The organism is Microbacterium jejuense (assembly GCF_019511665.1).
Taxonomy (GTDB): Bacteria; Actinomycetota; Actinomycetes; order Actinomycetales; family Microbacteriaceae; genus Microbacterium; species Microbacterium jejuense_A.
The window spans coordinates 367,688-387,431 of the sequence record NZ_JAEUAW010000001.1 but is presented as its reverse complement, the minus strand read 5'-3'; the positions used below and the strand labels follow the sequence as shown (position 1 = coordinate 387,431).

Sequence of the window (19,744 nt, the reverse complement as noted above, 5' to 3'; positions counted from 1 at the left end):
GCCCGTGTCCGCTCTGCCCGACACCCCCGGGTGACGGTCTACCATTCCGGCATGACTCTGTCGCAGGCGCGGCTCGACGAGCTGTGGGACTTCTCCGATCCCGCCGGCTCCGAGGTGCGGCTTCGGCGTGCCGCCGAGAGCGAGCGGGATGCCGGCGTCCGTGCCGAGCTGCACACCCAGGTGGCACGCGCCCTCGGTCTGCAGGAGCGCTTCGCCGAGGCGGACGCGGCACTGGACGCCGTCCCGATCGACGACGACGCGGTGGCCGCGCGGGCGGCGCTCGAGCGGGGCCGTGTGCGCAACTCTGCCGGCGCCCCCGACGCGGCGATCCCCTACTTCACGGCGGCGGTGGATGCGGCATCCCGACCCGACCTCGTGTTCCTGCGGGTCGACGCGCTGCACATGCTCGCGATCGCCGACGCCGAGCAGGCCGACGCGTGGACGGATGCCGCCCACGCGACCCTCGACGCGGTCGAGGACCCGCGCACGCTGCGCTGGCGCGTCGCCCTGCACAACAACACCGGGTGGCGGCTCCTGGACGCGGGGCGGATCGCCGAGGCGGTCACGGCGTTCGAGGCGGCGCGCGACGCCGCAGTGCGATGGGGCACTCCTCAGCAGGTCCAGTGGGCCGACGAGGCGCTCATCGAGGCCCGCGTCCGCCTCTGAACACCCTCACCTCCCGGTCGTCGAGCGGAGCACGCTCCCCCACGCGAAGATGAAACGCGGCGTCGCACGAGGGCTCCCGTGCGTCGCCGCGTCTCGTCTCGCTCGCACCTCGCTCGCTCGGCGACCGAGGGCGGCCGCGTCAGGCGCCGACGCGGATGAGCTTCTTGTTGACGAACTCGTCGGCGGCCAGGAACCCCATCTCGCGGGCCGTGCCGGAACGCTTCACGCCGCCGAAGGGCAGCGCGGGCTCGTCGGCCAGCACGACGTTGACGTAGACCATGCCGGCGTCGATCTTGTCGGCGATGCGCTGGGCCTGCTCCTCGTCGGTCGTGAACACGTACGAGCCGAGCCCGAAGCTCGTGTCGTTCGCGAGGGCCACCGCCTCGTCCTCGTCCGCGACCTTGTAGACGACGCCCACGGGGCCGAAGAACTCCTCGCGGTACGCGTCCATGTCGCTCGTCACGCCGGTGAGCACGGTGCCCGGGTAGTAGGCGCCGTCGCGCTCGCCGCCGGCCACGAGCGTCGCGCCCTGCGCGACCGCGTTGTCGACCTGCGCGGCGAGGCGCTCCGCCGCGGTCAGCGACGAGAGCGGACCGAGGACCGTGTCGTCGGCGAACGGGTCGCCGACCTTCGCACCGGCCATGGCGGCCGTGAACTTCTCGAGGAACGCGTCGTACAGCCCCTCGACCACGATGAAGCGCTTGGCGGCGTTGCAGGACTGCCCGTTGTTGTCGAGGCGCGCCGCGACGGCAGCCTCGACGGTGGCGTCGAGGTCGTCCGTCGACAGCAGGATGAACGGGTCGGACCCGCCGAGCTCGAGCGCCACCTTCTTGAGGTTGCGCCCCGCGATCTCGGCGACGGCGGCGCCCGCACGCTCGGACCCCGTCACCGACACGCCCTGCACGCGGCGGTCGGCGATCACCGTGGCCGCCTGATCGTTCGTCGCGTAGATGTTGGTGTATTCGGCGCCGAGTCCGGCGTCCGCGTAGATCTTCTCGATGGCCGCGGCCGACTCGGGGCACTGCGGCGCGTGCTTGAGCAGGATCGTGTTCCCCACCACCAGGTTCGGCGCCGCGAAGCGGGCGACCTGGTAGTACGGGAAGTTCCACGGCATGATTCCCAGCAGCACGCCCAGCGGCGTGCGGCGGATCACCGCGGTGCCCTCGCCGTCGATCTCCAGCGGCTGGTCGCCGGTGATGCGGTCGGCGTGGTCGGCGTAGTACTGCGTGATGTCGGCGGCGAAGTCGACCTCGCCCAGTGCCGCCTGCAGCGGCTTGCCCATCTCGCGCACGATGATCTCGGCGAGCTCGTCGCGGCGCTCGCGATGCAGGTCGGCCACCTTGCGGATACGGGCCGCGCGCTCGTCGACCGAGGTCGTCCGCCACGTGCGGTAGGCGGCATCCGCCCCCGCGATCGCGGCTTCGAGGGCCTCGTCGGTGATGGTCGGATACGTGGCCAGGGTCTCGCCCGTGGCCGGGTTGACGACGGCGTAGTCGCTCATGGGTGCTTCTCCGATCGAAGGGATGGGGTCAGTCTGCCGGTCAGCGGCGGGTGCGTCGAAGGCTTTCGGGCGCGTCGATACCGAGTGTCTCACCGCGGAAGAACGCCGGACGCTTGATCGCCTGCCAGATCATGATGACGATGCCGACGACGATGATGCCGACGCCGAGCACGAAGACGAGCCCGACGCCGCCGATGCTCGACCCGCTGCCGTAGGCCGGGTCCATCGAGTCGATGAGGGTCGTGACGAACAGCACCGCGAGGATCGCGCCGCCGACCAGCGGGAACAGGAACGTGAAGAAGAAGCTCCGCGCCGAGTCGAACCACTGCTTGCGGAAGTACCACACGCACGCGAACGCCGTCAGGCCGTAGTAGAAGCAGATCATCATGCCGAGCGACAGGATCGTGTCGGTCAGGACGTTCTCGCTGACGATGCGCATGACGGCGTAGAACACCGACGCGACGATCGCCGACACGACGGTGGCGTAGCCCGGGGTGAAGAACCGCGGGCTCACCTTGGCGAACTTCTGCGGGAGCGCACCGTAGTGGCCCATCGCGAGGAGCGTGCGCGCCGGACCGACGGCGGTGGACTGCAGCGACGCGGCCGAGCTCGACAGCACCGCGAGCGACACCAGGAAGGCCAGCGGCCCGAGGATCGGGTCGGACAGCGCGAAGAACACGTTGGCCGAGATCTCTTCGTTGGCAAGGCCCAGGCCCTCCGAGCCGACGCCGGCGAACATGATGAGGCCGATCGAGAGCAGGAGGTACAGCGAGACCACGACGACGACCGTGACCATGGCCGCGCGACCCGGGGTTTTGGCGGGGTTCTTCGTCTCTTCGTTCATGGTCAGGACGACGTCCCAGCCCCAGAAGATGAAGATCGACAGCGACAGCCCGGCGGCGAAGGCGCTGAACGACGACACCTCGAACGGGTTGAACCACGACCACGAGAACGCGGTCGGGTCGGGCGCCTCGCCGTCGACCGCCTTGACGATCGCGACGACCGCGAAGAGCACGAGCACGACGACCTGGAAGCCGACCAGCACGTACTGGAACTTCTGCGTGGTCTGCATGTCGCGGTACGAGATGAGCGTCGCGCCCAGCATGAACAGCAGGCACACGACCACGTTGATGATCGGGTTGAAGGCCAGCTCGGCGATGTCGGGGTTGCCGGTCAGCTGGGCGATCAGCAGGAACAGGAACTCCACGGCGATGCCCGCGAGGTTCGACAGCACGATGACGGTGGCGGCGATGAGGCCCCAGCCCGTCATCCAGCCGATCCACGGACCGAAAGCGCGCACGCCCCACGTGAAGGACGTCCCCGAGTCGGGCATCGCGCGGTTGAGCTCGCGGTAGCCGAACGCCGTCAGCAGCATCGGGATGAAGCCGACGAGGATGATCGCCGGCACCTGCGTGCCGACGACAGCGACTGTCGGGCCGAGCGACGCGGTCAGGGTGTACGCCGGCGCGATCGTCGAGATGCCGATGACGACGGCGCCGAGGACGCCTACGGCGCCGGCGCTGAGGCCCTTCTTCGACAGGCCGCCGGCGTCGGCGCCGGTGGCGGGGGCGAGCGGCGCCGCGGCGCCGGTGTCGTGAGCGCTCATCGTGACGCGCCTTCCTGGCGCGTGCGGGGCACGACGACCATCGGTACGGGAAGCTCGTGCAGCATCTTCGCCGCGGTCGAGCCGAGGAACAGGCGCCGGGGCTGGGCCAGGCGGCTGGAGCCGACGACGGCGATCTCGCCGGGCTCCCACCCGAGGTGGGCGACAGCGTCCTCGATGCTGTCGCCGCGGGCGACGACGACGTCGGCCTGGACGCCGTCGGGCAGGGCGTCGAGCGCCTTGCCGAGCACGTCGTCGGCGTGGGCGGCGCCGGCGATGCGGATGACGCCGGTGTCGACGCTGGCGGGCAGGTCGACAGACACGAGCGACAGCAGGCGCAGCTCGGCGCCGGACGCGACCGCGAGCGCGATGCTCGCGTCGAGCAGCGCCTCGGCACCCGGCCTGGTGCCGATCGCCGCGGTCACCCGCGAGATGCCGGTCGCCTCCATGCGACGCGACCCCTCCGGCGCGAGCGCCACGGGGACGTCCGACGAGTGCAGCAGCTCGTTTGCGACCGTCCCGAGGCGGTGACGGCCGCGCAGTCCGCCGTTGGCGGCCCCGACGACGATGAGGGATGCCGCAAGCTCGTGCGCGGCGGCCACCAGGCCTTCGGCGAAGGAGTCGGCGAACCGGACGTGCGACCGCGACGTGACGGCATCCGGAATCGTCTCCGCCGCCTCGGCGAGCCACGTCTCGGCCTGACCCTGCAGGTAGCGGTCGTAGCTCGCATCGGGCGGCGTGATGACGCTGCGGTCCTCACCGGGCAGCACGAGCACGAGGTCGAGCTCGGCGCCCACGGCCGCGGCCAGGCGCGCGCCGAGGGCGACGGCATCCGCTCCCGCGTCGGTGGCGGTGTACCCGACGACGATCGGGGCGGTCACCGTCGTGCCGCTTCGAGGACGTTGGCCGCGGCGAAGCGGCCCATGCGGATGGCGCCGTCGACGTGCTGGTAGCCGGCACCGGCCATGTCGCTGCACGCGAAATGGATGGGGCCGACAGCGGTGCGCAGGTCGGCGCCGTAGCGGTGCAGGCCGCCCATGTCGAAGCTCGCGGCGTAGGCGCCGCGCGTCCACTCCTCAGAGCCCCAGTCGCTCTCGTAGTACACGATCGGGTTCTTGGCCTCGGGGCCGTAGTAGTGCGACAGCGACTCGAGGATGCGCTCCTTGCGCTCCTCGGCCGACAGCGTGAAGAGGTCGTCGGCGTTCTGGTCGCTGACGAAGCCGACGAGGGTGCCGCGCTCGTCGCCGTGGTTGGTGTTGTCGTACGCCTCGTGCGAGAGCTCGTAAGGGCTGAAGGCGGTCCCCGACAGCCCCTGCTCGCGCCAGAACGGGCGGTCGTACACGGCGTGCACCTTGATGACGAAGCCCATCGACAGGTGCTGGTGCAGCTGGTGCTGGCGGCGCGGCAGAGCCGGCACGAACGAGATCCGGTCGTACAGCACCGGCGCGTGGGCCAGGATCGCGTAGCGCGCGTTGACCCGCAGGTCGCCGTCCGCGTGGGCGACGACGCCGTCGTCCGACCACTCGAGCGTGCGCACCGCGTGGCCGAGCAGGACGTCCTCGCCGAGGCGCTCGGCAAGCAGGATCGGCACCTGCTGCAGTCCGCCCACGACGCGCCTGTCGAGGATGAAGTCCGCGTCGACGAGGTTCGAGTACGAGCCGGCCGACGCCGCCATCAGCAGCGACTGCAGCAGCGAGAACGCGTGCGTCGGCTTGGTGAGCATCGCCGAGCCGGTCGCGAACGCGAGGTTGCGCACGGCCTCGTCGTCGTCGGTCTGCGAGCGCAGCCAGGCGTCCCACGTGATGGCGTCCCACTCGGCGGCGTTCGGATGCTCCCACGGACGGTCGGGGTCGATCTCGGCGACCATCGCGTCCAGGCGCTCGGTGATCTCGGCGATCGCCTTCTCGGTCTCGGGCGCCACGGGGAACATCTCGCCGGTGAAGCGGTGGAGCGTCCCGTCGGGGCCGACGTAGACGCTGTCGCCCTCGCGGTAGCGGCTGTAGGTCTCCAGGCCGAGCTCGGCGATCGTCTCCTTCAGGGCGTCCTGGTCGGGCGAGACCCACTGGCCGCCGATCTCGAGCATCGCACCGTCGATGACGTCGGTCCACAGGCGTCCGCCCACGCGGTCGCGCGCCTCGAGCACGACGACCGACAGGCCGGCCTTCTTCAGTTCGTTGGCGGCGGTGGTTCCGGCGGCGCCGGCGCCGATGATCACGACGTCGCGGGTGAGCTCGGTCATTCGGACTCCTTTGTCGGGGCGCGCCTGCCCGGCGCGCTCGTGCGGATTCTGCGTGGGCGGATGGATGCCGCGACCGCCGCGCTGCGGCGGTCGCGGCATCCCGGATCAGTTGTCGGCCTGGCGCTGCGGCTCGATCGAGGCCAGCGCGGCAGCGACGACGTCCAGGCCCTCGTGGAGCAGGTCGTCGGTGATCGAGAGGGGCGGCAGGAAACGGATCACGTTCCCGTAGGTGCCGCACGTGAGCACGACGACGCCCTGTGCGATGGACGCCTTCGCGACGGCGGCGGTGAGCGCGGCATCCGGCTCCCCGGTCGCCGGGTCGACGAACTCGGCGGCGATCATCGCGCCGTGGCCGCGGACGTCGCCCACGCGGGGGTCGTCGGCCTGCAGCTGCTGCAGGCGGCCCTTCAGGATCGTCTCGATCTCGCCGGCGCGCTCGATCATGCCGTCGTTCTCGAACACGTCGATCGCCGCGACGGCTGCCGCGCACGCGATGGGGTTGCCGCCGTAGGTGCCGCCCAGGCCGCCCGAGTGCGAGGCATCCATGATCTCGGCGCGGCCCGTCACGGCCGCGAGCGGCAGACCGCCCGCGATGCCCTTGGCCGTCGTGATGAGGTCGGGCACGATGCCGAAGACCTCGCTGGCGAACATGCGTCCGGTGCGCGCGAAGCCGGTCTGGATCTCGTCGGCGATGAACACCACGTCGTTGGCGCGGCACCAGTCCACGATCGCAGGGAGGAACCCGTCGGCCGGGACGATGAAGCCGCCCTCGCCCTGGATGGGCTCGATGATGACCGCGGCGAGGTTGTCGGCGCCGACCTGCTTCTCGATCATCGAGATGGCCTTCTTGGCGGCCAGTCCCCCGTCGAGGCCGTCGCGGTACGGGTACGACAGCGGCGCGCGGTAGATCTCCGACGCGAACGGGCCGAAGCCGCTCTTGTAGGGCATCGCCTTGGCGGTGAGGGCCATCGTCAGGTTGGTGCGACCATGGTAGCCGTGGTCGAACGCGACGACGGCCTGCTTGCCGGTGTACTTGCGGGCGATCTTGACGGCGTTCTCGACCGCCTCGGCGCCCGAGTTGAACAGCGCGCTCTTCTTCGCGTGGTCGCCCGGCGTGATGCGGTTGAGCGCCTCGGCGACCGTCACGTACGAGTCGTACGGCGAGATCATGAAGCACGTGTGGGTGAACTGCGCGACCTGCTCCTGCACGGCCTTGACGACCTTGGGGTGCGCGTTGCCGATCGTGGTGACCGCGATGCCCGACCCGAGGTCGATGAGCGAGTTGCCGTCGGCGTCGACGATGACCCCGCCGCCCGCGGCCACGGCGTGCACGGGCGCGGTGTGCCCGACGCCCGCGGCGACGGCGTCGGCCTTGCGATCCAGCAGTTCCTGCGAACGAGGACCGGGGATGCTGGTGACGAGGCGGCGCTCCTGCGGCAGGGTGGGTCCGCCCAGGGGCGTGGCGATGAGGGTGTCGGCTGCGCTGCTCATGCTGGGGAGCGTATGTCGGCGCTCACACGGGCCGCACCCGCCGCCGCGTACATTCTGTCGGGTGCGATGTACGACCCGTACACTCGGGGTCATGGACGCCGACGACGCCCCCACGCTGCGCGCGCTGCTGGCACGTCGCGACCTGCAGCTCTCGCTGGCGGTCGACGACGTCGACGCGGCGGCCCTCGACCGCGCGATCCGGTGGGTGCACAGCTCCGACCTCGCCGATCCGACGCCCTTCCTCTCGGAAGGGCTCGTGCTGCTGACGACGGGCACGCAGTTCCCCGACGGATCCTCCGACGCGGCTGACGCGCCGGACGTGTACCGCGCGTACGTGCACCGTCTGGCGGCCCGCGGGGTGGTCGGCCTCGGGTTCGGCACAGAGGTCGTGCGTGACGGCATCCCGCCTGCTCTCGTCGACGCGTGCCGGGACGAGCGGATGCCGCTGTTCGAGGTTCCGTACCGCACACCTTTCATCGCGGTGGCCAGGGCCAACGCCGAGGCGATCGCCGCAGAGGCGTACGCGCGGCGCAGCTGGGCACTCGCTGCACAGCGGGCGATCGCCCTCGCAGCCCTGCGCCCCGACGGCCTCGGGGCCACGGTCGCCGAGCTCGCCAAGCAGCTCGACACGTGGGTGGGCATGTTCGACGCCGCCGGAGAGCCGGCGCGCGAGCATCCCGTCGGCGGCCTCGATCCCGAGACGGCGATCGCGCTGCAGCGCGAGGTGACGGCCGTCCTGCACCGCGGCGCACGGGCCGGCTCGTCGCTGCGCATCGGCGACACCCCGTTCACGCTGCAGACGCTCGGCCGCGGCGGCCACCTGCGCGGTGTGATCGCGATCGCGGCCGGCGACCTCGACCAGGAGGGACGGGTGGTCGTGACGTCGGTCATCGCCATGGCGGGCCTCGCGCTGGAGCAGCAGCAGGGCCTCGTGCGGGCGCGCAGCGCGCTGCGCGCAGGGCTCGTGCAGTCGCTGCTGGCCGGCGATCCGGCGCTCGCGCGGCGCACTTCGCGGGAGCTGTGGGGTCCGCTCCCGCCGGCGCCGGTCACGGTGGGACTGACGGATGCCGCCTCCGCACGCGTGGACGGCATCGCCGAGCTGCTGGAGCTGTGGGCCGACGAGCGGCGCGGCGCGCTGTTCTTCGGACGCACCGACGACGGCCTCGTGCTCGTCGTTCCCGCCGGCGAGCTCTCGGCGCTGCGCGACCTCGCCGCGCGGTTCGAGCTGCGCATCGGCCTGTCGGACCCCGCCGGCTACGACGGCTTCGCGGCCGCCGTGGGCCAGGCGCGTGTCGCGCGCGACCGCGGGTTCGGCGCGATCACGGCGTTCGCCGACGTGTCGCGTGCCGGGGTGCTGTCCGCGTTCACCGACGAGGCGCGCTCGCTCGCCCGCGCTGAGCTCGCCCCGCTGTACGACCACGACGCGGCGCAGGGCACGCACCTGCTCGAGACGCTGCAGGTCTGGCTCGACGAGGACTGCTCGCACGAGGCCACGGCCCAGGCGCTCGGCGTGCACCGCCACACCGTGCGCACGCGGCTGGCGCTGGTCGAGCGCGTGCTCGGCCGCGACCTGTCGTCGTTCGCGACCCGCGCCGAGCTGTGGGCCGCGCTGCGCGCGCTGGACGCCTGACCGCGCTTCGTCGGCGGTGGCGGCGCCTCGCGCGCAGCTCAGTCGGTCAGCAGCGCCTCGATGAGGCCGGGGAAGCGCTCGCCGAGCTCGGCGCGGCGTGACGCCGACGGCGCTCCGGAATTCGGAGAATCACGCGTTTTCCGGAGCATTTCGCCCGGGCGCCCCGGAAACGAGCGGATGGTCCGATATTCGGACGCCGCCAGGGAGGGAGGAGCACGAAGCCCGCGCCGCCGCGGCTCCGGAGTACGGACAGCTGCGTGGTTTCGGGATGCCACGGCCGCCGGCATCCCGAAAGCCCGGCGATCTCCGATCTTCGGAGCCGCGAGAGCGACCGGTGGCTCAGCGCGGCGCGTGGGCCTCGAGGAACTCGTACAGGTCGGTCGTGTCGACGCCGGGGAAGGACCCGGTCGGCAGCGTCGCGAGCAGCGTGCGCGGCGTGCGGACGTTGGGCCAGGCCTGCTCCCGCCACGCGGACTCGAGCTCTGCGGGAGCGCGGCGGCAGCACACCTCGACGGAGTGCTTCGAGACGCCGCGGTTCGGGGTGTCACGGCCGAGGAACCACTTGGTGTCGTCGAAGCGCACGCCGACCGACACGGAGTGGGCGCCCTCGCTCGACATCTCGACGCGGGCCGTGCACCAGTAGGTGCCGTTTCCGGTGTCGGTGTACTGGTAGTACGGGTTGAAGTGGTCGTCGACGTCGAACACGACGCGCGAGGTCCACTTGCGGCAGCACATCTGCCCCTCGATCGAGCCGAGGCGGTCGGTCGGGAAGTTGACGTCGTCGTTCTCGTAGACCTTCGTGATGACGCCCGACTCGTGCACCTTGAGGAAGTGCACCGGCAGCCCCAGGTGCACGGTGGCCAGGTTCGTGAAACGGTGCGCCGCGGTCTCGTACGAGACCGAGTAGGCATCGCGGAGGTCTTCGATCGAGATCGCGCGGTCGTTCTTGGCGTCCTGCAGGAACGGCACGGCGTGCGCCTCGGGGATCAGCAGGGCTCCCGTCAGGTAGTTCGTCTCGACGCGCTGGCGCAGGAAGTCCGCGTACGACGTGGGCTCGCGGTGCCCGAGGATGCGGCTCGACAGCGCCTGCAGCACGGCCGTGCGCGGGTCGCCTTTCGCGGTGAGGCGGCTCGACAGGTAGAGGCGCCCGTTCTTGATGTCGGCGACCGACCGCGTCGTCTGCGGCAGGTCGGGCACGTAGTGCAGCGTGAACCCCAGGTGCGCGGCGATGTCGGATGCCGTGCGCTGGGTGAGGGGCCCGCCGGGGTGGTCCACGGCGTCGAGGATGCGGCGGGCCTGCTCCTCGAGTTCGGGGAAGTAATTGTTCTGCGTGCGCATGAGCCTGCGCAGCGCCACGTTGGCGCGGCGCGCCTCTTCCGGCGTCGCCGCACGCTCGTCGCGCAGCCGCTCGATCTCGCCCTGCAGCGCGATCATCGCCTTGAGGGCCTCCGTCGGCACCGTCTTGCCGATGCGGAACGGCGGGATCCCGAGCGCCTGGAACGTCTGCCCCCGCATCGCGCGCTCGAGTGAGATCTCCAGCGTCGCGCGCTCGTCGAGCGGCTCGGACTCGAGGATCGCCTCGATCGACGAACCCAGCGCTCGGGCGATCGCCCGCAGTAGCGAGAGCTTCGGCTCGCGGCGGCCGTTCTCGATCATCGACAGCTGGCTGGGCGCGCGTTCCACGGCGGTCGCGAGCTCTTCGAGCGTCATACCGCGGTCGGTGCGCAGCTGCCGGATGCGCCGGCCGATGGTGAGGGGGTCCACCTCTCCATCGTCGGGTTCTTCTGCGCGGCGATCGGTGGTCGTCAGCGTCGTCATGGGCCGATTCTGTCACGAAAACAGAAATCTCAGAAAAGTTCACAGCGGTTTTCGTCGTTCAACGCCTGGATCTTCACCGGATAGTGGACTCACGCACAACCGATCGATCCAGAACGCGGATCACGGGATGCCGGACCCGGCCCACACGCCGGGTGGCGGCATCCCTCCCCCAACACCGCACCCGCACACAGGAAGGCAGGGACATGACACCTGCGACCGCCGCCCCGATGCGTACCCGCACCGGACCGATCCCCACCCACACCCACCAGCCGACGCTCGAGATCGCCGGCCGCCTCGGCCCCCGCTACGACGAGATCCTGACGCCGGAGGCGATCACGTTCCTCATCGAGCTGCACCAGCGCTTCGGCGCGCGGCGCCACGACCGGCTCGCCGACCGCATGCGCCGCCGGTTCGAGATCGGCAACGGCCACGACCCGCAGTTCCGCGACGACACGCGCCACATCCGTGAGGACGCCGACTGGCAGGTCGCCGGCGCCGGGCCCGGACTCGAGGACCGCCGTGTCGAGATCACCGGCCCGACCGACCCCAAGATGACGATCAACGCGCTCAACTCCGGCGCGAAGGTGTGGCTCGCCGACCAGGAGGACGCCACCAGCCCGACCTGGAAGAACGTCATCGAGGGCCAGCTGTCACTGCGCGACGCCATCCGCGGCGAGCTGCAGTACACGAGCCCCGAGGGCAAGCGCTACGAGGTCACCGCGACCGAGACGCCCACGATCGTGATGCGACCGCGCGGCTGGCACCTGCCCGAGGCGCACCTGCGCTTCACCGACCGAACGGGCCGCACGCTCGCCGCGTCGGGGTCGCTCGTGGACTTCGGGCTGTACTTCTTCCACAACGCGCAGCGCCTCATCGCGAACGGCCGCGGCCCGTACTTCTACCTCGCCAAGCTGGAGTCCAGCGAAGAGGCGAAGCTGTGGGACGACGTGTTCTCGTTCAGCGAGCAGTACGTCGGCATCCCGCACGGCACCATCCGCGCCACCGTGCTGATCGAGACGCTGCCGGCCGCGTTCGAGATGGAAGAGATCCTCTACGAGCTGCGCGACCACGTCGCGGGCCTGAACGCCGGACGCTGGGACTACATCTTCTCGATCATCAAGAACTACCGCGGCCGCGGCGCCCGGTTCGTGCTGCCCGACCGCAGCGAGGTGACGATGACGGTGCCGTTCATGCGGGCGTACACCGAGCTGCTCGTGCAGACGTGCCACAGGCGCGGCGCCTTCGCGATCGGCGGCATGAGCGCCTTCATCCCGAACCGCCGCGATTCCGAGGTGACGGCGCGCGCGTTCGAGAAGGTCGCCGCCGACAAGAAGCGCGAGGCCGGCGACGGCTTCGACGGCACGTGGGTGGCCCACCCCGATCTGATCCCCACCGCGCGCGCCGAGTTCGACGCCGTGCTGGGCGACCGCCCGAACCAGCTCGAGCGTCAGCGCCCCGAGGTGTCGGTGACCGCGGCCGATCTTATCGACGTGCACATCGGGCGTCCGATCACGGCGGCCGGCGTCCACGCCAACGTGTCGGTCGCGATCCGGTACCTCGAGGCGTGGCTGCGCGGGCTCGGCGCCGTCGCGATCGACAACCTCATGGAGGATGCCGCGACCGCCGAGATCTCGCGGTCGCAGGTGTGGCAGTGGATCCACCAGGACCAGACGACCGACGACGGCACGCCGATCACGCGCGACTACATCGAGGACCTCATCTCGCAGGTGCTCGGCGAGGCCGAGCGCCGCGACGGCGACCGGTTCGACGACGCGGCCGAGATCTTCCGCGAGGTCGCGCTGGGTCAGGAGTTCCCGGCGTTCCTGACGCTGCCCGCCTACAACCGCTACCTGACCCAGGCCGAGTGACGCGGCATCCGTCATCCATGTCCCGATTTCCGCCGCAAAGGACCTCCCACGCGGTGGAGATCGGGACATGAGGGCCACTTTTCGGGACACGAACACCCCACTCCGGAGGAGACGACCATGACCACCTACAACGACGACATCGAGGCCATCCGGGCGCTCAAAGAGCAGCACGGATCGACATGGGATGCCATCGACCCCGAGTCGGTTGCCCGCATGCGCGCCCAGAACCGGTTCCGCACGGGGCTCGAGATCGCGCAGTACACGGCCGACATCATGCGCCGCGACATGGCGGAGTACGACGCCGACTCGTCGGTCTACACGCAGTCGCTCGGCGTGTGGCACGGCTTCATCGGGCAGCAGAAGCTCATCTCGATCAAGAAGCACCTGAAGTCCACGAACAAGCGGTACCTCTACTTGTCGGGCTGGATGGTCGCCGCACTGCGCTCGGAGTTCGGGCCGCTCCCCGACCAGTCGATGCACGAGAAGACAGCGGTGCCGGCGCTCATCGAGGAGCTCTACACGTTCCTGCGCCAGGCCGACGCGCGTGAGCTCGACCTGCTGTTCACGAAGCTCGACGACGCGCGCGCCGCAGGCGACGAGACCGCGGCCGAGTTCATCCAGTCGCAGATCGACAACCACGAGACCCACGTGGTGCCGATCATCGCCGACATCGACGCGGGCTTCGGCAACCCCGAGGCGACGTACCTGCTCGCCAAGAAGATGATCGAGGCGGGCGCCTGCGCCATCCAGATCGAGAACCAGGTGTCGGACGAGAAGCAGTGCGGCCACCAGGACGGCAAGGTCACGGTCCCGCACGAGGACTTCATCGCCAAGCTCAACGCCGTCCGCTACGCGTTCCTCGAGCTCGGCATCGACAACGGCATCATCGTGGCTCGCACCGACTCGCTCGGCGCCGGCCTCACGCAGAAGCTCGCCGTGACGCGCGAGCCGGGCGATCTCGGCGACCAGTACAACTCGTTCCTCGACGCGGAAGAGATCTCGGACGCCGATCTCGGCAACGGCGACGTCGTCATCAAGCGCGACGGCAGGCTGCTGCGCCCGAAGCGCCTGCCCAGCAACCTGTACCAGTTCCGCCCCGGGACCGGCGAGGCGCGCGTGGTGCTGGACTGCATCACCTCGCTGCGCAACGGCGCCGACCTGCTGTGGATCGAGACCGAGAAGCCGCACGTCGAGCAGATCGCCGGGATGGTGGATGCCATCCGCGCCGAGATCCCGAACGCCAAGCTCGTCTACAACAACAGCCCGTCGTTCAACTGGACGCTCAACTTCCGCCAGCAGGCGTACGACCAGCTCGCCGCGCAGGGCGCGGATGTGTCGGCGTACGACCGCGGCGACCTCATGAGCGTCGCGTACGACGACACCGAGCTGGCGCGCCTGGCCGACGAGAAGATCCGCACGTTCCAGCGCGACGGCTCCGCGCGCGCCGGCATCTTCCACCACCTCATCACGCTGCCGACGTACCACACGGCGGCCCTGTCGACGGATGACCTCGCCAAGGGGTACTTCGGCGACGAGGGCATGCTCGCCTACGTCAAGGGGGTGCAGCGCCGCGAGATCCGCGAGGGCATCGCCACGGTCAAGCACCAGAACATGGCCGGCAGCGACATCGGCGACAACCACAAGGAGTACTTCGCCGGCGAGGCCGCCCTCAAGGCGGGAGGCCAGCACAACACGATGAACCAGTTCGGCTGAGTCACGCGCCACGAGTGCGACAGTGGATGCCGCCACCCGGCCGGGTGGCGGCATCCACTGTTCTTCGTGTTCGTCGCGGGCCACCGCCGCCCGATCGGCGGCTGACCCGCGGCCGCTCGCGGACTACGCTCGAGGCGTGACCGAACGCGCACCGCTCTCCCGCAAACTCTCCGCCATCGCCGAGTCCGCGACCCTCAAGGTCGATGCCAAGGCGAAGGCGCTGCAGGCCGCAGGCCGCCCCGTCATCTCGTACGCGGCCGGCGAGCCCGACTTCGCGACACCCCAGTTCATCGTGGATGCCGCAGCCGAGGCGCTGCAGAACCCGGCGAACTTCCGCTACACGCCGGCCGCCGGCCTTCCCGCGCTGCGCGAGGCGATCGCAGCCAAGACGCTGCGCGACTCGGGCCTCGAGATCGACCCGTCGCAGGTCATCGTCACCAACGGCGGCAAGCAGGCCGTGTACCAGGCCTTCCAGACCGTCGTGAACCCGGGCGACGAGGTGCTGCTGCCGGCGCCGTACTGGACGACCTATCCCGAGGCGATCGCCCTCGCCGACGGCACGCCCGTCGAGGTCTTCGCCGGCGCCGACCAGGACTACAAGGTCACCGTCGAGCAGCTCGAGGCCGCACGCACCGACCGCACCGTCGCGCTCGTCTTCGTGTCGCCCTCGAACCCGACCGGTTCGGTGTACACACTCGAAGAGACGAAGGCCATCGGCGAGTGGGCCGTCGAGCACGGCATCTGGATCATCTCGGACGAGATCTACCAGAACCTCGTCTACGAAGGGACCAAGGCCGTCTCGATCGTCGAGGCCGTGCCTGCCGCTGCCGACCAGACGATCCTCGTCAACGGCGTCGCCAAGACGTACGCCATGACCGGATGGCGCCTGGGCTGGATGCTCGGCCCCAAGGACGCCATCAAGATCGCCGGCAACCTGCAGTCCCACCTGTGCTCGAACGTCAACAACGTGGCCCAGCGTGCCGCGATCGCGGCCCTCACCGGCCCGCAGGACGAGGTCGAGCAGATGCGTCAGGCCTTCGACCGCCGTCGCCGCACGATCGTCGCCGAGCTGTCGAAGATCGACGGCGTCGAGGTTCCCACTCCGCTCGGAGCGTTCTACGCCTACCCCGACGTGCGGGGCCTCCTCGGCCGCGAGTGGGCGGGCGTCACCCCGACGACCTCGCTCGAGCTCGCCGACCTCATCCTCGACAAGGCAGAGGTCGCCGTGGTCCCCGGTGAGGCCTTCGGCCCGTCCGGCTACCTGCGCCTGTCGTACGCCCTCGGCGACGACGCACTCCTGGAGGGTGTGCAGCGCCTGCAGCGCCTGTTCGCCTCCTGACGCTCCGACCTTCAGAGACGTGGATGCCTCGGCCCGAGGCATCCACGTCTCTCTTCGCTGACGGCGTTTTCGGGCCGGGCTCCGGTAGTTCGTGGCGAGTCGCCACGAACGCGGCGGCGGGCGCGCAGAACGTGGCGAACCGTCCGGACGGCCCGCGCTTGTCGCCGGCCCCGCGCCCGCACGATCTTGGCGAGTCGCCACGAACGCCGCGGCCGGCGCGCAGAACGTGGCGAACCGTCCGGACGCGGGAGAGGCGATGCGGAGAGACGCTCCTCCCCACGCGGCACTCTGAGGAGGTTGCCCACAGATCGAGCCGAGGCGACGTCACACCGATCAGCCGGCAGGAACGATCGAGAAATGCCGAACCCTCCGCTGCCTCAGGCCCTCATTCCCGCCTTCACGCTCGCAGAGGGGCGAGATGCCGGGCTGGACGAGCAGCAACTCCGAAGTCGGAGGCTCCGCAAGCCCTTCCGCGGAGCGCGCGCCGTCCGTGACCTCGACGATGTCGCCCGACTCGGCCTGCTCATGCGGACCGTGCCTCCGCACGCCTTCGCGTGCGGCCCTACCGCCGCCGCGATTCTCGGGCTCCCGCTGCCTCCGCAGGTTCGGCGCGATGCTTTCGGTCGACCCACTATCGCGGTGACGCATCCTCGCAACCGGCTGCGCGGTCGAGGAATTCGCGGACGCTCTCTGCGCGTCGGCCTCGCCGATGTCGTGACGCGACACGGGGTGCGGTCGACGAGCGCGGCGCGGACGTGGCTGGACCTCTCCGCAGACCTCGACCTGCCCGCGTTCGTCGCGGTGACGGACCACCTCATCTCGCGACGACGGCGTCACTGCACGAAGGATGAACTGATCGCGGTTCATGGCGCCTCGCCCCACGCTCCGGGCGCCGAGAATCGTCGTCGCGCACTCGACCTGTGCACGGATGCATCCGAATCGCCGCGGGAGTCGGAGCTGCGCTGCGCGCTCGAGCTTGCGGGGCTTCCACGACCCGACTGCAACATCCCGATCTACGACGGAACGCGGTTCGTCGCACGTGTCGACATCTTCTATCGGGCGCAGAAGCTCGTGGTCGAGTACTACGGCGACTACCACCGAGACCCTGACCAGTGGAGCCGCGACGAGGTGCGCCGCGCAGAGCTCGAGTCCCTCGGCTATCGGGTGACGGTCGTGACGCGGCGGGACTTCGACGATCTCGCCGCTCTGGCGGCACGCATCCGCCGCCTTCTCGCGGCGTAAGCCGACGGCTCAAGCCCACGAGTCGCCAAGAACCGCACGGACACCGCGCCGAACATGGCGACCCGCCAAGACCACGAGTACCGAACGCCCGGCGACCTCGCAACGACGTACCCGACACCCACGCGAGTCGCCAAGAACCGCACGGACACCGCGCCGAACGGGGCGACTCACCGAGACCACGAGTACCGAACGCCCGGCGACCTCGCAACGACGTACCCGACACCCACGCGAGTCGCCAAGAACCGCACGGACACCGCGCCGAACGGGGCGACCCGCCGAGACCACGAGTACCGAACGCCCGGCGACCTCGCAACGACGTACCCGACACCCACGCGAGTCGCCAAGAACCGCACGGACACCGCGACGATCGTGGCGAGTCGTCACGTTAGCCAGGGGGATGGCGAGGTTGACGAACCGGATGCCTGGGGCCGAGGCATCCGGTTCTCGCTGTCGAGATCGCCGGGCGCTGTTCGTCGTCACTCTGAGGACCGACGAAGGGGAACCCCATAGGACGACCACTGACGATGGCGGCCGTGGTCGCTGCACTGGCGAACCTCACGCCCACACAGCGTGACGTACTGATCGAGCACGTGAAGGAACGGCGTGAGGGTCAGAGCTCGACGTTCACCAGCACGGGCTCGGGCTGCAGGATCAGGCCGAACTCGGACTGCACCCGGCCCTGGATGAATCGCGCCAGCTCGGCGAGCTCGGCGGCGGTGGCGCTGCCGCGGTTCGTCAGCGCGAGGGCGTGCTTGGTCGACAGGCCGGCGCGCGAGCGCGGAAGCTTGAAGCCCTTGCGGACGCCGGCGTGCTCGATGAGCCAGCCGGCGCTGACCTTGACGTCGGACTCCACCGCCGCCGGCGTCGGCACGTTGCCGTCGAAGTTCTCCAGCGGGATCACGAGAACCGGGTCGAGGTCGGGGTGCACGGGCCAGCGCGGGCACTCGTCGGGAAGCGTGCGCGCGAAGGATGCCGACACGACGGCGTTCTGGAAGAACGACCCGGCGCTGTACGTGTCGGGGTCGTCCGGATCGAGCACCATGCCCTTGCTGCGGCGGGTCTCGAGGATGCGGTCACGCACCCACTCCAGCGTCACCTCGTCGGCCGGTCCGAGCCGCAGCGCCGTGCGGAGCTGGTCGCCGGCGATGCGGCGGGGACCGACCCCCACCTCGGGAAGATCGAGCGTGACAGACAGGATGACCGCGCGCCGCGCCGGCACCGAGCCGTAGTGGTGCTTGAGCACGGACGTGCGGAATCCCAGGCCGAGCTCCGGCGCCGGCACCAGCGACACGTCGCCGGTCGACTCGTCGAGCAGTTCCACCTCGCTGAGCGTCTGCACGATCTCCTGACCGTACGCGCCGATGTTCTGCACGGGGGCGGCGCCCACGGTTCCGGGAATGCCCGACATGGCCTCGATTCCGCCGAGGCCCTCGGCGACGGCGTAGGCGACGACCGCATCCCAGTCGTGGCCGGCCTGCACGCGGAGGCGTGCGCGGCCGGGGATGGGCGACGGCATCCTCTCGATGCCCTGGGTCAGCACCCGCACGACGGTCCCCTCGAACGGGGCGTCTCCGACGAACAGGTTGGAGCCGCCGCCGAGGACGAGCCATTCGTCGCCGGACGCCCACACGTCGCGCAGCGCCTCGACGAGCTCGTCGGTGGTGTGCGCGTCGATCATGCGCTCGGGGATGCCGCCGGTGCGCAGCGTCGTGAGCCGCGAGAGCGGGATGGGGGTCGCTTCAGGCATGCGTCAGACGGTCCGCACCCGCACCTGGGCCTTGACGAGCACCGTGGCGCCCTCGAACGAGACGGTGAGGTCGATGCGCGCCGACTCGTCGTCGACGGCGCCGACCTTGGCGACGACAGTGACGTCGGCGCCGGTCTCGGGATCGACCACGACGGGCTTGGTGAAGCGCACGCCGTACTCGAGGATGCGACCGGTGTCGCCGAGCCACGACTCGATCGTGCCGACGGCGAGGCCCATCGTGAGCATGCCGTGTGCGAGCACGCCCGGCAGTCCGACGGCGGCGGCGACGTCGTCGCGGTAGTGGATCGGGTTGAAGTCCCCGGACGCCCCCGCGTAGCGCACGAGCGACTCGCGGGTCAGGTGGACGGTGCGCTCGGCGACGACGTCGCCGACGGTCAGACCGGTCAGCGCGCTCATGCCTCGCCCTCCCCCACGAGCAGGACCGACGTCGTGGTGACGACGTGCGCGCCCGCGGCGTCGGTGATCTCGGACTCGCTCGTCACCATGGCGGCGGCGCCCATCGCCCGGATGCCGGTGACCGACAGCTTCGCGGTGAGCTTGTCGCCCGCGACGATCGGCCGCGAGTAGCGGAACTTCTGCTCGGCGTGCAGCACGTTCTGCAGCACGATCCCCGAGTCGGGCTCCGACAGCAGCTGCTGCAGCGTGGCGTCGGTCACGACGATCGCGAAGGTCGGCGGCGCGACGACGTCGGCGTAGCCGAGGGCCTGCGCGGCGGCCGGGTCGGTGTGCTGCGGGTCGTCGGCGAAGACGGCGCGCGCGAACTCGCGCACCTTCTCGCGACCCACGAGGTAGGTGGCGGTCGGCGGGAAGTCGCGGCCGACGAGCTCGGGGTTCACTGGCACCCTGCCATCCTACCGAGCAGGCTG

Annotated in this window: 15 protein-coding genes; 6 read left to right on the top strand and 9 right to left on the bottom strand. The window is 70.5% G+C overall.

Annotated features, from left to right (window positions below):
* Positions 1-51 precede the first annotated feature (51 nt).
* Positions 52-666, top strand: coding sequence for a hypothetical protein (locus JNB62_RS01630; protein ID WP_220299121.1), 615 nt, complete (start codon positions 52-54; stop codon positions 664-666).
* A 139-nt stretch (positions 667-805) separates the two neighbouring features.
* On the opposite strand, the gene JNB62_RS01625 is transcribed toward JNB62_RS01630, so the two are convergent.
* From JNB62_RS01625 to gabT, 5 genes are all read right to left on the bottom strand, one after another.
* On the bottom strand, positions 806-2,167 hold the full coding sequence (locus JNB62_RS01625) for an NAD-dependent succinate-semialdehyde dehydrogenase (protein WP_220299120.1): 1,362 nt from the start codon (positions 2,165-2,167) through the stop codon (positions 806-808).
* Between the two features lie 40 nt (positions 2,168-2,207).
* Positions 2,208-3,773: an APC family permease gene (locus JNB62_RS01620; RefSeq protein ID WP_220299119.1), complete on the bottom strand. Its 1,566-nt coding sequence runs from the start codon at positions 3,771-3,773 to the stop codon at positions 2,208-2,210.
* Positions 3,770-4,651 carry a universal stress protein gene (locus JNB62_RS01615; protein WP_220299118.1) on the bottom strand — a complete coding sequence of 294 codons (882 nt, stop codon included), beginning with the start codon at positions 4,649-4,651 and terminating at the stop codon, positions 3,770-3,772. Before JNB62_RS01615 ends, JNB62_RS01620 begins: the two co-directional genes overlap by 4 nt.
* Positions 4,648-6,009, bottom strand: coding sequence for a flavin monoamine oxidase family protein (locus JNB62_RS01610; protein WP_220299117.1), 1,362 nt, complete (start codon positions 6,007-6,009; stop codon positions 4,648-4,650). The genes JNB62_RS01615 and JNB62_RS01610 overlap by 4 nt, the downstream gene beginning before the upstream one ends.
* Before the next feature lie 105 nt (positions 6,010-6,114).
* Positions 6,115-7,500, bottom strand: coding sequence for a 4-aminobutyrate--2-oxoglutarate transaminase (gabT, locus tag JNB62_RS01605; protein WP_220299116.1), 1,386 nt, complete (start codon positions 7,498-7,500; stop codon positions 6,115-6,117).
* Positions 7,501-7,591: 91 nt separating this feature from the next.
* On the opposite strand from gabT, the gene JNB62_RS01600 reads away from it, so the two are divergent.
* Positions 7,592-9,130, top strand: coding sequence for a PucR family transcriptional regulator (locus tag JNB62_RS01600; RefSeq protein ID WP_220299115.1), 1,539 nt, complete (start codon positions 7,592-7,594; stop codon positions 9,128-9,130).
* Between the two features lie 339 nt (positions 9,131-9,469).
* Here the strand turns inward: JNB62_RS01600 and JNB62_RS01595 are convergent, their stop codons facing one another.
* Positions 9,470-10,948: a helix-turn-helix transcriptional regulator gene (locus JNB62_RS01595; protein WP_222855608.1), complete on the bottom strand. Its 1,479-nt coding sequence runs from the start codon at positions 10,946-10,948 to the stop codon at positions 9,470-9,472.
* 203 nt (positions 10,949-11,151) lie between these two features.
* On the opposite strand from JNB62_RS01595, the gene aceB reads away from it, so the two are divergent.
* From aceB to JNB62_RS01575, 4 genes are all read left to right on the top strand, one after another.
* Positions 11,152-12,816 (top strand): malate synthase A, encoded by a 1,665-nt coding sequence (aceB, locus tag JNB62_RS01590; protein WP_374449926.1) that lies wholly within the window; start codon positions 11,152-11,154, stop codon positions 12,814-12,816.
* A 117-nt stretch (positions 12,817-12,933) separates the two neighbouring features.
* The gene (locus JNB62_RS01585) at positions 12,934-14,529 is read left to right on the top strand and encodes an isocitrate lyase (protein ID WP_220299114.1); all 1,596 of its coding nucleotides are present in this window, start codon (positions 12,934-12,936) and stop codon (positions 14,527-14,529) included.
* A 136-nt stretch (positions 14,530-14,665) separates the two neighbouring features.
* On the top strand, positions 14,666-15,868 hold the full coding sequence (locus tag JNB62_RS01580) for a pyridoxal phosphate-dependent aminotransferase (RefSeq protein WP_220299113.1): 1,203 nt from the start codon (positions 14,666-14,668) through the stop codon (positions 15,866-15,868).
* Positions 15,869-16,582: 714 nt separating this feature from the next.
* Positions 16,583-17,110 (top strand): endonuclease domain-containing protein, encoded by a 528-nt coding sequence (locus JNB62_RS01575; RefSeq protein WP_220299112.1) that lies wholly within the window; start codon positions 16,583-16,585, stop codon positions 17,108-17,110.
* A 610-nt stretch (positions 17,111-17,720) separates the two neighbouring features.
* Here JNB62_RS01575 and JNB62_RS01570 read toward each other — a convergent pair.
* Genes JNB62_RS01570 through JNB62_RS01560 form a run of 3 tightly spaced genes read right to left on the bottom strand, consistent with a single transcriptional unit; the run spans position 17,721 to position 19,720 of the window.
* Positions 17,721-18,857 (bottom strand): UDP-N-acetylmuramate dehydrogenase, encoded by a 1,137-nt coding sequence (locus JNB62_RS01570; protein ID WP_220299111.1) that lies wholly within the window; start codon positions 18,855-18,857, stop codon positions 17,721-17,723.
* A gap of 3 nt (positions 18,858-18,860) precedes the next feature.
* Positions 18,861-19,274: a MaoC/PaaZ C-terminal domain-containing protein gene (locus tag JNB62_RS01565; RefSeq protein ID WP_220299110.1), complete on the bottom strand. Its 414-nt coding sequence runs from the start codon at positions 19,272-19,274 to the stop codon at positions 18,861-18,863.
* Positions 19,271-19,720, bottom strand: a complete 450-nt coding sequence (locus tag JNB62_RS01560) for an FAS1-like dehydratase domain-containing protein (RefSeq protein WP_220299109.1) — start codon at positions 19,718-19,720, stop codon at positions 19,271-19,273. Before JNB62_RS01560 ends, JNB62_RS01565 begins: the two co-directional genes overlap by 4 nt.
* Between the last annotated feature and the right edge of the window lie 24 nt (positions 19,721-19,744).